Raw genomic sequence first — 13,304 nt, 5'->3', positions numbered from 1 at the left:
ACAACCAATCGAATATCGTCTCCGACGAATCAGCATACGCTCGAATATACGGATGAAGAGAATCGGGAGCTGACTCGAATACTTGTATCTCCCCGTGCTGATCGTCAGGCTGAATCCTACCCGAATCCACTTCCACAATATATCCATTTGCGAGATAGTGTTTTGTTTCCACCCTCTCAATATCTGAAGTCTCGTATCGGTGTTCGAATGCTCCGAGGGACTCACTTACTTTAACCGAGATGCCAAGTTCCTCTTTAGCGATTCGATGGACAGCCTCAATTCGGGCTTCACTTTTTTGGACTCGGCCACCGGGAACGAACCACTCGCCCTTCGCCGGCTCGTTAGTCCTCTTTCCGAGCACGATTCCATCCGAACGTTTCACCACCAGATCGACCGATACGATCGGCACGTTCCGAACGATCGTTTCCCACTCCTCCTTCGGGATCCACTCACTCATGAAGATCTTGCCGATTATCCTCGTACCAGTCGATCGTTTCTCGGAGTCCATCCCGAAAATTCGTCGACGACTCCCAGTCGAATCGCTGCTTCGCTCGGGATGTATCCAGTTTTCGTCGTGGCTGTCCGTCCGGCTTCGAGGTGTCCCACTTCACAGTCCCTTCGAATCCGGTCTCTTCAACGATGACATCGATCAGTTCCCGGATCGAGATCTCCTCGCCACTCCCAAGATTGACAGGGTCAGAAGAATCGTATCGCTCTGTCGCATCGAGAATCCCCTCAGCCGCGTCCTTCACGTAGAGGAACTCTCGAGTAGGCTCGCCCGTTCCCCACGCAGTAATCGCGTCGTCGCCTCGTTCTCTCGCTTCGATACACTTCCGAACGATGGCCGGGATGACGTGTGACGTCTCCAGGTCGAAATCGTCACGAGGGCCATATAAGTTCACTGGAAGGAGATAGATGCTGTTGAAATCCCACTGTTTCCGATACGCTCGAGACTGTGTGAGCAGCGCCTTCTTCGCGATACCGTAGGGGGCGTTCGTCTCTTCAGGATAGCCGTCGAAGAGGTTCTCTTCCTCGAACGGAACCGGCGTATGCTTGGGGTACGCACAGATCGTCCCGAGGATGGTGAACTTCTCGACATCGAACTGTCGCGCCTGTTCGATCAGTTCGATACCCATCACGGCGTTGTCGTAGAAGTATCGGCCAGGCTTCTCTCGATTCGCCCCGATCCCGCCGACCGTTGCCGCGAGGTGGATCACGATGTTCGCTTGTGAATCCTCGAAAGCCCGTTTGATGTCCGCTTTTTCTCGGAGGTCGTAGTCGTGACTTCGTGGAACGAAGACGTCAACCGAGTCCGACCGGGATTCGAGATCCTCGACGAGGTGGCTCCCGAGGAAGCCGGCCCCGCCGGTGACCATGGCCGTCTTGTCGTCCCAGTATCCCTGACTACTCATCGCCAATCCACCCGGCCGTACCAGCTGTCGGGATTGTGCGCATACCACTCGATGGTTCGTCGTATACCCTCACGCCAGGAGACTTCCGGTTCCCAGCCGGTTTCCTCGTTGAGCTTCTCGTATCCGACAAGAAGTTCTTCGACGTCGCTGTCACCGGGACGGAAACGATCATCATCCTGAACGATCTCCGGAGTCTCCCAATAGCCGTGTTCAGTACCCACATCGAGGATCATCTCCGTCCATTCGCGCATCGAGAGGTTCTCCCCATACCCGTAGACATACTGCTCACCCGGGTTTCCTTCGAGCGCGACGTGTAGGTGACCACGAACGCCATCGGAGACGTAACAGAGGTCTCGTTTGGGGGTCAGGTTCCCGAGTTCGACGATGTTACGTTCGAGCGCCTGCGTGATGATCGTTCCGGTGATGTATCGCGGGTTCTGCCGCGGTCCGTAATTGTTGAACATCCGCGTCGTGACGGTCGGGAGGCCGTACGCGTCGTGGTAGTTCATGGTGAGAAAGTCCGCAGCCAGCTTCGATGTCGCGTAGACGCTCGTCGGGTTGACCGGCGATCGTTCGCTGAGAAGGACGCGGTCGTCACCGTCGAACTCGTGTTTCTCGGCCATTTCCTCTTTGATGTTTCCGTATTCCTCACTGGTCCCCGCGGTATCGAACTTCGCAATGTCTAGATCGAGATCGACGACAGACTGGAGAAGATTCAGCGTGCCGGTGATATTTGTATCGACAGTTTCGTACGGTCGTTGCCATGATTCACCCACGTGAGCTTGCGCGCCGAGATGGAAGATCAGCGAATCACTGTGAGGTTTTAGTGCCTTGAGTGCTGATTCGACAGAGTGTTTATCTCGGAGGTCACCACGATGGAGTGTTAGTTCCTCCGCGTGGTACCGGATGTTCTTTAAGTCTCCACTGGAGGTCGCTCGAACGAACGCGTGAACGTCTGCTCCCTGTTTAATCAATTTATCAACAAGATGAGAACCAACAAAACCGTCGGCCCCTGTCACAAACACGGGGCGTTCGGCGAGCCTTTTACCGATATCCATGAAGGCATCTGAAGGATGTTCTTGGTTTAATCTTTCTATTGATAGTTGTTAATAGGTAGTCCGGGAAATCAATAGGGTGACTACTGATCAACAAGCATATATCCTGTAAAATCACGCTATGAAGTAGAACGAACGGTAATTATAATCTAGATCATGAATTCAGTTTCTATTGTTACTCCTTCGTATAATCAAGCACAGTATATTCAAGAAACAATTGAGTCAGTTCAACAACAACGGTATGAAAACCTTACACATCACGTTATTGATGGGGGATCGAACGATGGTACTATAGATATCCTCAATGAATATGACGACATAGAATGGATATCAGAACCAGATCGTGGACAAAGTCACGCAATAAACAAAGGATTTGATCGGGTGAATTCCGATATTGTTGGATGGATAAATTCAGACGACGTATATGTTTTTAAAAGAACAATAGACGATGTTGTCAACGCTTTCAAACAAACTGATGCTGATATTGTATTCGGGCATGCACTTTTAATAGGTCCTGCCAGTGAACTACTTCGATCACATTATATTCCTCGTTTCAATAAAAAAAAGCTTGAAAGAATATGCTATATTATCCAACCATCCGTGTTTTTTCGGGGGTATGTCGTTGACGAGAATCGCCTAAACGAAGACCGGGAATATTCGATGGATTATGAGTTTTGGCTTGATCTAGCTGAACAGTATGATTGGTATCGACTCGATAGAATTATTTCGGCGGATCGAAATCATCCAGATCGAAAAATAATAAAACATTCAGAACAATCGTATAATGATACACAAGCCCTACGGAATGAGCGAGAAATAGATCAAGATGCTATGTTTTTCTTGAAACAAACCATCGATAAAATCAGTCTCCGGTGGTATCGGGTTCGAATGCTACCTCAACTACTGAGACTTTATCAAATACCGAGAGACGAATTTGCATTTAATTTTGTACGACCATCTTTGCCATCAGTACTTCGGACACAGTTATTACAACGGAAAAAACAATTATAAATGATAGTAAACCTTGGCAGAATCTAGAAAGAGTTATAATTAATAATAAATATTTGTGAGATGACATCTAAAATCCGGCCCAAGAGAAAGAATTTCAATAGAAATTATACAGAATCCGGTATTTGGAGGGTACCGTACCGTGTTTTGCTCCTCACATTACCATTTCCAAGTGTTGCCCTTTTGGCGGTAGATAGTGTCGGGTTCGGGCTACAAATTGTTCACGTATCTCTTGTGATTGCCTCGGTAGCGCTCACAATAGCATTTGTACGAGAAAAACAGATTTTGTTGACTCGAACAGTAGGACTGTTTTCTTTTTTATTGTTCTGTGTCATTCTAGCATCATACGGATGGGTACACATCACACCGCCGTTCCCGTACTTTTCACCTCCATTCCCGTCCGTTCCCGGACAGCTACTATATTGGACTTCCGCAATTGGATATCTATTGGTTGCGAACGTGTATACTAGTTACGTTACGGATTTTGAAACACTGTATCGAGATTGGATCTGGTTCGCAGCGGGAGCAGCCATTACAATCATAGTGGGTAGCTACGAGATAATCGCATACTACAGCGCTATCCCGTTTCCCTACGAGATCGTCTACTCAAATCCGACGTTCGCTCTCAACTGGAATACTAGAATCGCGGGGATCAAACGCTTTACGTCCTCGTTCCCCGAGCCGTCGATGTTGGCCCTATATGGATCGGTCGCTCTCGGCGCAATATACGGTCTCCGTCGGAGATCTCTTCTCCTCATTTTTACCGCCGGAATGATACTGGCACTTTCTACATCTGCGGTCATTGGTCTCATTGGACTGACCATTGGAGTCCTGTATCTGACTGAAGTGAATTATCAACGGGTCGTAAAACTAGGCGGCGTATCGGTTATTCTAACGGGAATCGCAGTTGCCGTGTCCAGTACCCTACGACAGGCATTGTACACCACCACGGTCGGGAAAATAAACACACACTCCGGAGACGTTCGGTCGGAAATGTTGCTCACAGGTCTGCGCGCGTGGTTGGAATCACCTATATTCGGATGGGGACTTGGAGCGGCTCGAACGACCGATGGGTTATCGACACTCCTTCTTTCTTTCGGGGTCCTCGGAACGGTTCCTCTCGGCTGGTTTTTCCTTCGAACGCTCTTTCTCCCGAGAGATTACAGGCTCGCGAAAGGACTTCGGATCGGTCTGTTTGCTGGGCTTATCGTACACCTGGTGGCAGTGCCTGACTGGATGTTCCCATTCATCTGGGTCGTGGCTGGAGCGTTGTGGGCTTCCCCGTCAGAGAGCGATCTGGGATTCCACAATCGTAGTACCAAAGAAGGATCTATAACTAACTCCATACAGGAATCAGAATAGAAACAAAACTACTATTCCATGGAATTTTTCAAACAATAGTCGATGATCATCGATAGCAAACCATACATCTAGAACCGAGTATGGCAAATACGAAAAAAGGTCTATGTCGAACATGATCCAAGTCGGAATTAATGGTCGGGTACTGGCGAAGCCCAGGCCAGGCGGAGTCGGGCGATACACGCGCCGCCTGCTCGGTGAACTCGGTGCGGGCAGCGCGGATACGTACGGGTGCTCGCCAGTCGCCGTCGGGGCAGAAGAGGTGTCGGACCTCCCAGACGGGGTTGAGGCCGAAGGAGCAGTACCGGCTAGCAGTGGCCCGCGAGCACACCTCTGGGAGCAAGTGACGCTCCCTCGTATGCTCGCTGGGGAGGAGTACGATGTGTTTCACACACCGGCAGGGAATCCACCTGTACTCTCTGGAACCCCGCTAGTCACGACCATCCACGATATCTCGCCGATCACGCATCCGGAATGGTTCACGAACTCATATGTCTCACTCTATCGGCTTCTGACACCGCTGGCAGTAAGGACATCCGACCGAATCATCACAGTCTCGAAGTTTGCTCGTGACGAGATCATTGACGTATATCCGGTGGCAGAAGGTAAAATCGAAGTCATCTACAATGGGGTTAGATCACGCGATCCGACCGATTCGGAACCAGTTGATGATCTCGCTCCCGATCGGTTTCTACTGTTTGTCGGATCAACCAATCCACGAAAAAACCTTGAGGGACTCCTCAACGGATATCGTCGATATCGGCAGAATACTTCCGATCCTTATTCGCTCGTGCTGGTCGGTCCGGACAACGATGTGTTCGCCTCGACTAATCTTCCGACGGTCAACGGAGTTCGACGCCTCGGCTTCGTAAGCGAACCTCAACTCACGTGGCTGTACGACGCCGCCGCGCTGTTCGTGTTCCCCTCACTCTACGAAGGATTCGGCCTCCCGATACTCGAGGCAATGAGCAGGGGAACACCGGTGATAACGTCAGACTGCGGGGCGATGGCCGAGATATCTGGAAATGCTGCCCATCTCGTTAGTCCGACCGATCCGGGTACCATCGCGGATGGAATAGAGTACGTACTCGACGATACGGAGTACCGACAGGCGATCAGTCAACAAGGAAAACACCATGCCGCCGATTTCACGTGGTCGCGGACAGCCCGTCAAACCGCTGAACTGTACCACAGTGTTGCGGATCGTGAATGACGGGGGTTTTAGCGCCTGATGAATCGGAACCGTCCAAAAGACCATAAAACTACGATTTTTATATTCCAATGGGATAGAGTGATCAAGGAATGAAGTTACTTCATGTCTCTAAGTATTATTATCCAAAAGTGGGTGGAATTGAATGGGTGGTGCAGCAACTCGCAGAAGGAGCAGTTGAAGCAGGCCACACATCTCAAGTTCTCGCGACCGTCGGACGTGGACGCGGGGGGAATAACCAAATAAACGGTGTGAATGTTCGGAAGGTGAGCAGTCTCGGCACCGCACTTTCTGTCCCGATCGCTCCTTCTTTTCCACTCCATCTGTACTCAGCCGAGCAACGAACGGACGTTGTTCACTTTCACCTACCCGACCCACTCACCGTCTCGTCACAAATAATTGGAGGACGTTCGGACCCAAAAACAATTGCGACGTATCATAATGACATTGCACGACAGGAGAGGTTCTTATCGGCGTATCGGCCAATACTTGATCGATTTCTCTCGAATCTTGATCGCATTCTAGTCACATCGCCACGTCTACGTGATAATTCACCGATACTCAAACCGTATAAAGAGAAATGTAGCGTTGTTCCATTAAGTATTGACATCGGAAAAATCGAGAGCCACGACGTTAATCAGTTCGATCTGCCAGTTAAACATACCCGACCGACGATACTGTTCGTTGGCCGATTAGTCTATTATAAAGGCCTGAAATATCTAATTGACGCAATGTCGGATGTGGACGCAGATCTACTCATTGCTGGTACGGGTCCGCTTCGCAGCGACCTTGAGGATCGCACTAAACAAAAAGGCGTAGATAGCAAGGTGAAATTCCTTGGGTATGTAGATGAAAAGGTCCTCCATTCCTACTATCATGACGCCGACTTATTTGTGCTGCCCTCAGTTGCACGGAGTGAAGGATTTGGGATCGTCCAGTTAGAGGCAATGGCCCATGGAACACCGATAGTAAATACGGATTTACCCACTGGTGTACCGTGGGTCAGTCGTGACGGAGAAACTGGGGTAACCGTTCCCCCCAGAGACTCGGTCGCGCTCGCAGCAAGTATCAACGAATTACTTGGCGATCCCCGACTGCGTAAGGAATACGCTGAAAATGCGCGGATCAGGGTGCGAGAAAAGTTCAGTCGAAATCGCATGGTAGAGCAGACACTTCAAGAGTACGAGGAGATAACGAAAAGTCCTTGATCCTAGTTCTAGTTTCTGGTACCGATCGGTTCTCCATCAAATCCTCTAACTGGTTGCTTTAGTCGCTCTTCTACCCATCGTGTTTAGTTAAGCGAATTCCACCAGACGGCAAAGCTTCGCAACCACGTTTCGGCGGTTTTCGGATCGACGTGACTGAAGCTATTACTAAACGAGGATGTACGTCGTTGTATCTCTCGAAAGATATGTTCGACACCATTCCTATTTCCATGGCGAATCGTCTGAAATTGGAGTCCTACTCGTTACAGTGCAGCAGCTAGATGCTGTGCGTAATCAACGAGAAACACGGCATTTTCAATGTCGTATTTCTCACGAAGTTCTCGCAGAAACTGCTGCGTCAATGCTGTTGTAGTCGTTATAAATAGCCTTACATGCAGAATTTGTTCGTTTCTGGATTAACAGCAGCGTACAGCCAAAACTGCTGGCCGTTGATTCGGATCCCGGTTCCGTCAAGCGCCACGTGATCCGGGCAGCCGTCACTAGTGGGCTGTCGATCGGCTTTCTGCACCCAGTCGTGAACAGCTTTTCGTGAGCGTTTGACACCGAACTTTTCTAATTCAGTAACTGTATTCGAAAAATGATAATCCAGACAGATGAAGGCGAATACCGAGTTCCATCAGCTCGCTCGGTGTCCGCTCTCGCTGCACAAAATCTAACTCAATCCCAGTCGATATGACCGCTGAGGCGGGCGGTTTTCGCCATGGAACAGCTGAAAATCAATCCCGCCTCGCTTTTCAGCCTTAACTAAACACGACGTACTATATTTACATAGCCTGTTTTCCGAAGCGCAAAAAACTTATTGTATAATTGCCTTATTCTCCTGTTTTATCTCGATCGTCCTGACGACTTATTCCGGCAATTGTGGATTCAATAAAGTCGAATAGATCCGAATCGAAGACGTAATGAGATTACTGGCTGTATCCTGTGTATGCACGACAAACGCGTCCTCGTAACGGGTGGCGCAGGCTTCATTGGTTCAAACCTCGCGAACGATCTCGCGGCCGACAACGACGTCATTGCGGTTGACAACGAGTTTCTCGGAACGCCCGACAACCTCGATCTTGGAGTCGAATACATCAAGAGGGACGTTCTCGATGACGATCTTCCGACTGACGCCGACGTCGTCTACCACCTCGCTGCGCTCTCCAGCCGTCAGATGCTTGAGGAGAACCCTCGACAGGGAGCCCGAGTCAACGTCGAGGGATTTGTGAATGTGGTCGAACAGGCGATCGAGGACGGCTGTGACACCTTTATTTACGCCTCGACATCTTCGGCATACGGCAGTCGAGCCGAACCGACTCCGGAGAACGTTCCACTTGAGGCGTCGACTGGGTACGACGCCTCGATGCTCGGTCGCGAACGTTACGCCGAGTACTACAACGATTTTTACGACGAGGTCACCCTCGCTGGAATGCGCTTCTTCTCGGTCTATCAGGGGTACGGCGGCAGCGAGGAACATAAGGGCCAGTACGCCAATACCGTTTCGCAGTTCACCGACAAGATCGCTAGCGGAGAGTCGCCTGTCCTGTGGGGAGATGGTACCCAAACCCGAGACTTCACGCACGTCTTCGACATCGTTCGAGGACTCAAGCAAGCCGGAGAAGCCGAACTTGCCGGAGTCTACAATCTCGGAACCGGCGATCCGTACTCGTTCAACGAGATGGTCAAGTTGATCAACGAAACACTCGGAACCGACGTCGATCCTGAATACGAACCGATACCGCTTGAGAACTACGTCCACGACACCTGCGCAGACATCTCGAAGATCAACGACGCCGTCGGTTGGGAGCCGGAGATCAATTTTGAGGACGGCATTCGGCGCGTCTGTGAACCATACATTAAAAAGTAGTTACGACTGCTAATCGGTGATTCAAACGCTTGCATTTGTTCATACGTTTTTTATAATACGATTGGAGATTGTTACAACCCATCACCGATCGGCTTCCACTCATACTCCGCGAGTAACCGTTCGAAACGCTTCTCAGTCTTTTCGAGATTTCGATAGTGCCGCAGACGGTAGAACGGATTCACATCATGGACCTTCGGTTGCTCGGGATCGAGTTCCCATGGGTGAAGGTAGAAGACGAAATCCCGGTATTGGGAGATACGATCGACGCCACGGCGAAAGATCGGATACGGGATGAAGCGAAAGTATCCACCGCCGGCCCACGGAATCCGAACCTTCGACCACTCAAAGAGCGGTAGTTGGACCTCCGTGAGTCCGGACTCGGTTCGTGTGAATGTTTCCGAACCCTGTACGGACACATCGCCGTATCGATCGTGGACCGGGGCTGGAAAACGACTCGAATCGTATTCGAAACCGAGATCGGAGAGCGTCTCGATCGCCGCTTCCGTAATCGAAAAGCTCGGAGCTCGATACCCGACCACCTCTTGATCGACTTGCGATTCAAGCAGTTGCTTCGACCGTCGTAGATCGTCCCGTATCGCCGTCTCGGACTGTTCGTACAGGAGTTCGTGGTTGTATCCATGTGACGCCACTTCGTGCCCTCTGGCCTCGATCTCCCCCGCAAGTTCGGGTGCCCGCTGTGCGACGTGGCCGAGGATAAAGAACGTCGCTTTCGTGTTGTACTCGTCCAAGAGAACGAGGATACGTCGCGTGTTTTCGACGACTCGAAGTTCGTACTCGTCCCACTTCTCGCGATCGAGTGCGGGCCACAGATTGTGCGAGTGGAACCAGTCTTCGACGTCGATAGTGAGATAAAACTCGGTCATAGAACCTCTCCACCACGTTTCTCGAACTCGCGACGATCGTCGGCGGTGGGGAACGAGTAGTACGAACCCTCACCATCCATCTTCGTCAGATCCACGGTTCCATCCGCGATCGTGGCCAGAGCGGCCGCGGCTTCCTCGCCCCCAACGCGTTTTCCCCGATTAATCACGTCGTCAAGAGTATCGTTGCTGGCCACCGGAAAGGTCGTCTGTCGAACGATCTTCCCTCGATCGATCTCCTCGACCATCGTGTGAACGGTGACGCCGATCTCGTCTTCGCCATGATACAGCGCCCAGAACGTCGGGAGTATACCGCGATACTCCGGAAGCAATGCGGTATGGACGTTCACACAGCCCCAATTTGGTGCATTCAGGACCGCGGGATCGAACACCTCCGGTGCGGAAACGGATAGCAATACGTCGATACCGGATTCGTTGAGATACGAGACGAATTCCGACTCGTTCACGCTTTCGCGAGTTTTGACAGTAACCCCGTTTCGTTTAGCAATGTTTGCGACCGAATACGAACCACCGATCGACGAGAGCGTCTTTCGATATACGAATTCGATTCCTCGCCGGAGGGAAGTCCACGGACCGTATAGACCATACATACGGGTTGCCAGATCCACCATCGAATCGTCGAGGAGATCGAGGATCGTAACCGAATCGATGACGACCTCCTCGGATAGTTCCTCGAAGAACGCCTCGAAGAACGCGGGCATATAGAAGGGTTCGTCTTGAGTGACGATTGCGACCCGTAGCGACATCTACTTCGTTCCTTTCTCGGAGGGCGACTAAACCTTGTTCATCCAACTGATCCCTCGACCAGAGATTCTGGCGTCATACCATGAATCGTCCACAAGTCGATGTGTCCTACTGTTTCAACCACCACTCCTAACGCGAAAGCTACACGTCCCCCCGCCACACACCACACCATATGACCGTTCTCGTCACCGGAGGCGCGGGTTTCATCGGCTCCCACCTCGTCGACTACCTCCTCGGGGAGACGACCGACCGGATCGTCGTCCTCGACGACTTCTCGACCGGCAGCGCCGACAACCTCGTACACCTCGAGACGGACCGCCTGACCGTCGAGGATGGCGACGTCCGGAACGCCGATCTCATCGCCGACCTCGTCTCCGACGCCGATGCCGTCTATCACCTCGCGGCCGCCGTCGGCGTCCAGACCATCGTCGAGAACCCGCTCTCTTCCCTCCGAACCAATCTCGAAGGCACGGAGAACGTCCTCGAGGCCGCCACCGCGGACGGCACGCCCACGTTCCTCGCCTCCTCCTCGGAGATCTACGGGAAGTCCGAGGCCGTCCCCTTCGCCGAGACCGACGACCGCGTCTACGGTCCGACCTCGACCACGCGCTGGAGCTACGCGACCGCGAAGGCTGCCGACGAGTTCCTCGCGTTCGCCTATCACGACGAGCACGACCTCCCGGTCGTCGTCGGCCGCTACTTCAACATCGTCGGTCCCCGACAGACCGGCCAGTACGGGATGGTGATCCCCACCTTCGTCGAGCAGGCGCTCGCCGGCGAGGATCTCACCGTCTACGGCGACGGCACCCAGACGCGCAGCTTTACCCACGTCGCCGACGCCGTCTCGATCACCCACGAACTCCTCGACACCCCGGCCGCCCACGGCGAGGTCGTCAACGTCGGTGCGCCCGATCCGACGAGCATCAACGACCTCGCCGAGGCCGTGATCGACCGCACCGACAGCGACTCCGTAATTACCCACGTTCCCTTCGAGGAGGCCTACGGCCCCGACTTCGAGGAACCGGACCAGCGTGAACCCGACGTCACGAAGCTTCGCGAGATCCTCGGATGGGCTCCCGAGGCCGATCTCGATCGTATCCTGCACGACGTGATTCACGAGCGTACGGACGGAGAGCAACCAACCGGACAGGCCCCGGACGAGGAGGTGACCACGCAGTGAGCGCGTCTAACCTCGTCGCTCGGCTCGCGAACCGCGACGCCAAGATCGGCGTCATCGGTCTCGGATACGTCGGCCTCCCGCTGAGCGTTGAGTTCGCCGCAGCTGGCTTCGACGTGGTGGGATTCGACATCGACGCCGACCGTGTCGAGCGCCTGCAACAGGCCGACAGCTACGTCGACGACGTGAGCGACGCGGATATCTCGGACGCCCTCGATGCCGGCTTCACGCCAAACGACGATCCGAGCGCCGTCGCCGACTGCGACGCGTACGTGATCGCGGTCCCGACCGGCATCGCGAACGGCGAGCCCCGACTGGAGTCCATCGAAGCGGCCGCACGGACGATCGCGGACCAGCGCGATGAGCGCGAGACACTCGTCGTCGTCTCCAGTACGGTCTATCCCGGCGCGACTCAGGAAGTCGTTGCGCCGATAGTCATTCCAGACGGGACGGACAAAAACAACCCCGCCGACGCCCCAACTCGACTCGCGATGGTCCCCGAGCGTCTCAATCCGGGGAGCGATCACGAGATCGCGGACATTCCCCTCGTGATCGGCGCGGACGATGAGCCCGCACGCCGCGCTGCTACCGAACTCTTCGATGCGATCGTCGAGGAGACGGTCCCCGTCTCGAACGCCGAGACAGCCGAACTCACGAAGACGCTTGAGAACACCTACCGGATGGTGAACATCGCGCTCGTCAACCAACTTGTCGACCTTGCAGACGTCCTCGAAGCCGACGTCTGGGAGGCGATCGACGCCGCGGCCACGAAACCCTTCGGCTTCCAGCCGTTCCGCCCCGGTCCGGGCGTGGGCGGCCACTGCATCCCCGTCGATCCGCAGTTCCTCACCTGGCGCGCCCGCGAGAAAGGCACCGAGATTCCCTTGATCGAGCGCTCCCACGAGGTGAACGAATCCATGCCCGAGAAGGTGATCGAAGACGTGCTGACGGCGCTTCGCGCCCGCGGCGTCGAGCCCGAAGAAGCGCGCGTCCTCGCGTTAGGTGCGAGCTACAAGCCGAACGTAGGGGATGCCCGCAACTCCCCGGCGATCGACGTGGTGACCGGGCTGGCCGACCATGCGAGCGTGACCGTAGTCGATCCTCACGTCCCCGCAGGCGACTCCCCACTCCCGCTCGAACTGGACCTCGACGCGATTGACCTCGATGCCATCGATGCGGTCGTCCTCCTCGTCGATCACGACGCTTTCGATCTCGATGCCCTCGGCGAACGTGCGTCCTTCGTCTACGACTCGCGAAATGCCATGCCGGAGGAAACGAACGCGACGGTCCTCACACTCGGCGATCGTCACCGGATCGATGAGGAGCCTCGGATCCGTCGGTAGCTACTCGGAAATGTTTTCG

General features: G+C 53.6%; 12 protein-coding genes and 1 pseudogene. 7 read left to right on the top strand and 6 right to left on the bottom strand.

The genetic code is table 11. The features are described from left to right. The 3 genes from ACERIT_RS09530 to ACERIT_RS09520 all read right to left on the bottom strand — a co-directional run. On the bottom strand, positions 1 to 457 hold a 457-nt coding region (locus ACERIT_RS09530; protein ID WP_373674617.1), incomplete at its 3' end, for a GDP-mannose mannosyl hydrolase. Then, a complete protein-coding gene (locus ACERIT_RS09525; protein WP_373674616.1) occupies positions 450 to 1,412 on the bottom strand; it encodes a GDP-L-fucose synthase family protein in 963 nt (320 codons plus the stop codon). The genes ACERIT_RS09530 and ACERIT_RS09525, both read right to left, overlap by 8 nt. Next, positions 1,409 to 2,470, bottom strand: a complete 1,062-nt coding sequence (locus ACERIT_RS09520) for a GDP-mannose 4,6-dehydratase (RefSeq protein WP_373674615.1) — start codon at positions 2,468 to 2,470, stop codon at positions 1,409 to 1,411. The genes ACERIT_RS09525 and ACERIT_RS09520 overlap by 4 nt, the downstream gene beginning before the upstream one ends. 153 nt (positions 2,471 to 2,623) lie before the next feature. Between ACERIT_RS09520 and ACERIT_RS09515 the strand changes: the two genes are divergently transcribed. The 4 genes from ACERIT_RS09515 to ACERIT_RS09500 all read left to right on the top strand — a co-directional run bounded on the left by ACERIT_RS09515 (position 2,624) and on the right by ACERIT_RS09500 (position 7,252). Beyond that, the gene (locus tag ACERIT_RS09515) at positions 2,624 to 3,478 is read left to right on the top strand and encodes a glycosyltransferase family 2 protein (RefSeq protein ID WP_373674614.1); all 855 of its coding nucleotides are present in this window, start codon (positions 2,624 to 2,626) and stop codon (positions 3,476 to 3,478) included. Between the two features lie 60 nt (positions 3,479 to 3,538). Then, a complete protein-coding gene (locus tag ACERIT_RS09510; RefSeq protein WP_373674613.1) occupies positions 3,539 to 4,837 on the top strand; it encodes a hypothetical protein in 1,299 nt (432 codons plus the stop codon). Positions 4,838 to 4,940: 103 nt separating this feature from the next. After that, positions 4,941 to 6,047: a glycosyltransferase family 4 protein gene (locus tag ACERIT_RS09505; RefSeq protein ID WP_373674612.1), complete on the top strand. Its 1,107-nt coding sequence runs from the start codon at positions 4,941 to 4,943 to the stop codon at positions 6,045 to 6,047. Between the two features lie 89 nt (positions 6,048 to 6,136). Next, a complete protein-coding gene (locus tag ACERIT_RS09500; RefSeq protein WP_373674611.1) occupies positions 6,137 to 7,252 on the top strand; it encodes a glycosyltransferase in 1,116 nt (371 codons plus the stop codon). A gap of 83 nt (positions 7,253 to 7,335) precedes the next feature. Here ACERIT_RS09500 and ACERIT_RS09495 read toward each other — a convergent pair. Further along, positions 7,336 to 7,972: pseudogene (locus tag ACERIT_RS09495) on the bottom strand (IS6 family transposase). A gap of 226 nt (positions 7,973 to 8,198) precedes the next feature. Here ACERIT_RS09495 and ACERIT_RS09490 point away from each other — a divergent pair. After that, positions 8,199 to 9,119 carry an NAD-dependent epimerase/dehydratase family protein gene (locus ACERIT_RS09490; protein WP_373674610.1) on the top strand — a complete coding sequence of 307 codons (921 nt, stop codon included), beginning with the start codon at positions 8,199 to 8,201 and terminating at the stop codon, positions 9,117 to 9,119. A 71-nt stretch (positions 9,120 to 9,190) separates the two neighbouring features. On the opposite strand, the gene ACERIT_RS09485 is transcribed toward ACERIT_RS09490, so the two are convergent. Both ACERIT_RS09485 and ACERIT_RS09480 read right to left on the bottom strand, forming a co-directional pair. Next, complete coding sequence (locus ACERIT_RS09485) at positions 9,191 to 10,003, bottom strand: XrtA system polysaccharide deacetylase (protein WP_373674609.1); 813 nt, start codon at positions 10,001 to 10,003, stop codon at positions 9,191 to 9,193. Further along, a complete protein-coding gene (locus ACERIT_RS09480) occupies positions 10,000 to 10,767 on the bottom strand; it encodes a formyltransferase family protein (protein ID WP_373674608.1) in 768 nt (255 codons plus the stop codon). The genes ACERIT_RS09485 and ACERIT_RS09480 overlap by 4 nt, the downstream gene beginning before the upstream one ends. 170 nt (positions 10,768 to 10,937) lie before the next feature. Here ACERIT_RS09480 and ACERIT_RS09475 point away from each other — a divergent pair, with 170 nt between their 5' ends. Next, positions 10,938 to 11,945, top strand: a complete 1,008-nt coding sequence (locus ACERIT_RS09475) for a GDP-mannose 4,6-dehydratase (RefSeq protein WP_373674607.1) — start codon at positions 10,938 to 10,940, stop codon at positions 11,943 to 11,945. Beyond that, a complete protein-coding gene (locus tag ACERIT_RS09470) occupies positions 11,942 to 13,285 on the top strand; it encodes a nucleotide sugar dehydrogenase (RefSeq protein WP_373674606.1) in 1,344 nt (447 codons plus the stop codon). The genes ACERIT_RS09475 and ACERIT_RS09470 overlap by 4 nt, the downstream gene beginning before the upstream one ends. The last annotated feature ends 19 nt before the right edge of the window (positions 13,286 to 13,304 follow it).

The sequence above is a fragment of the Halopenitus sp. H-Gu1 genome (genome assembly GCF_041821145.1).
Lineage (GTDB): Archaea > Halobacteriota > Halobacteria > Halobacteriales > Haloferacaceae > Halopenitus.
The sequence above is the reverse complement of the archived record's forward strand: the minus strand, read 5'-3'. Positions and strand labels throughout refer to the sequence as shown.

What these genes read in the sequence shown, in the direction of transcription:
- ACERIT_RS09525 (WP_373674616.1), bottom strand. Translation starts at nt 1,412, where the DNA reads ATGAGTAGTCAGGGATACTGGGACGACAAGACGGCCATGGTCACCGGC.
- ACERIT_RS09520 (WP_373674615.1), bottom strand. Translation starts at nt 2,470, where the DNA reads ATGGATATCGGTAAAAGGCTCGCCGAACGCCCCGTGTTTGTGACAGGG.
- ACERIT_RS09515 (WP_373674614.1), top strand. Translation starts at nt 2,624, where the DNA reads ATGAATTCAGTTTCTATTGTTACTCCTTCGTATAATCAAGCACAGTAT.
- ACERIT_RS09510 (WP_373674613.1), top strand. Translation starts at nt 3,539, where the DNA reads ATGACATCTAAAATCCGGCCCAAGAGAAAGAATTTCAATAGAAATTAT.
- ACERIT_RS09505 (WP_373674612.1), top strand. Translation starts at nt 4,941, where the DNA reads ATGTCGAACATGATCCAAGTCGGAATTAATGGTCGGGTACTGGCGAAG.
- ACERIT_RS09500 (WP_373674611.1), top strand. Translation starts at nt 6,137, where the DNA reads ATGAAGTTACTTCATGTCTCTAAGTATTATTATCCAAAAGTGGGTGGA.
- ACERIT_RS09490 (WP_373674610.1), top strand. Translation starts at nt 8,199, where the DNA reads ATGCACGACAAACGCGTCCTCGTAACGGGTGGCGCAGGCTTCATTGGT.
- ACERIT_RS09485 (WP_373674609.1), bottom strand. Translation starts at nt 10,003, where the DNA reads ATGACCGAGTTTTATCTCACTATCGACGTCGAAGACTGGTTCCACTCG.
- ACERIT_RS09480 (WP_373674608.1), bottom strand. Translation starts at nt 10,767, where the DNA reads ATGTCGCTACGGGTCGCAATCGTCACTCAAGACGAACCCTTCTATATG.
- ACERIT_RS09475 (WP_373674607.1), top strand. Translation starts at nt 10,938, where the DNA reads ATGACCGTTCTCGTCACCGGAGGCGCGGGTTTCATCGGCTCCCACCTC.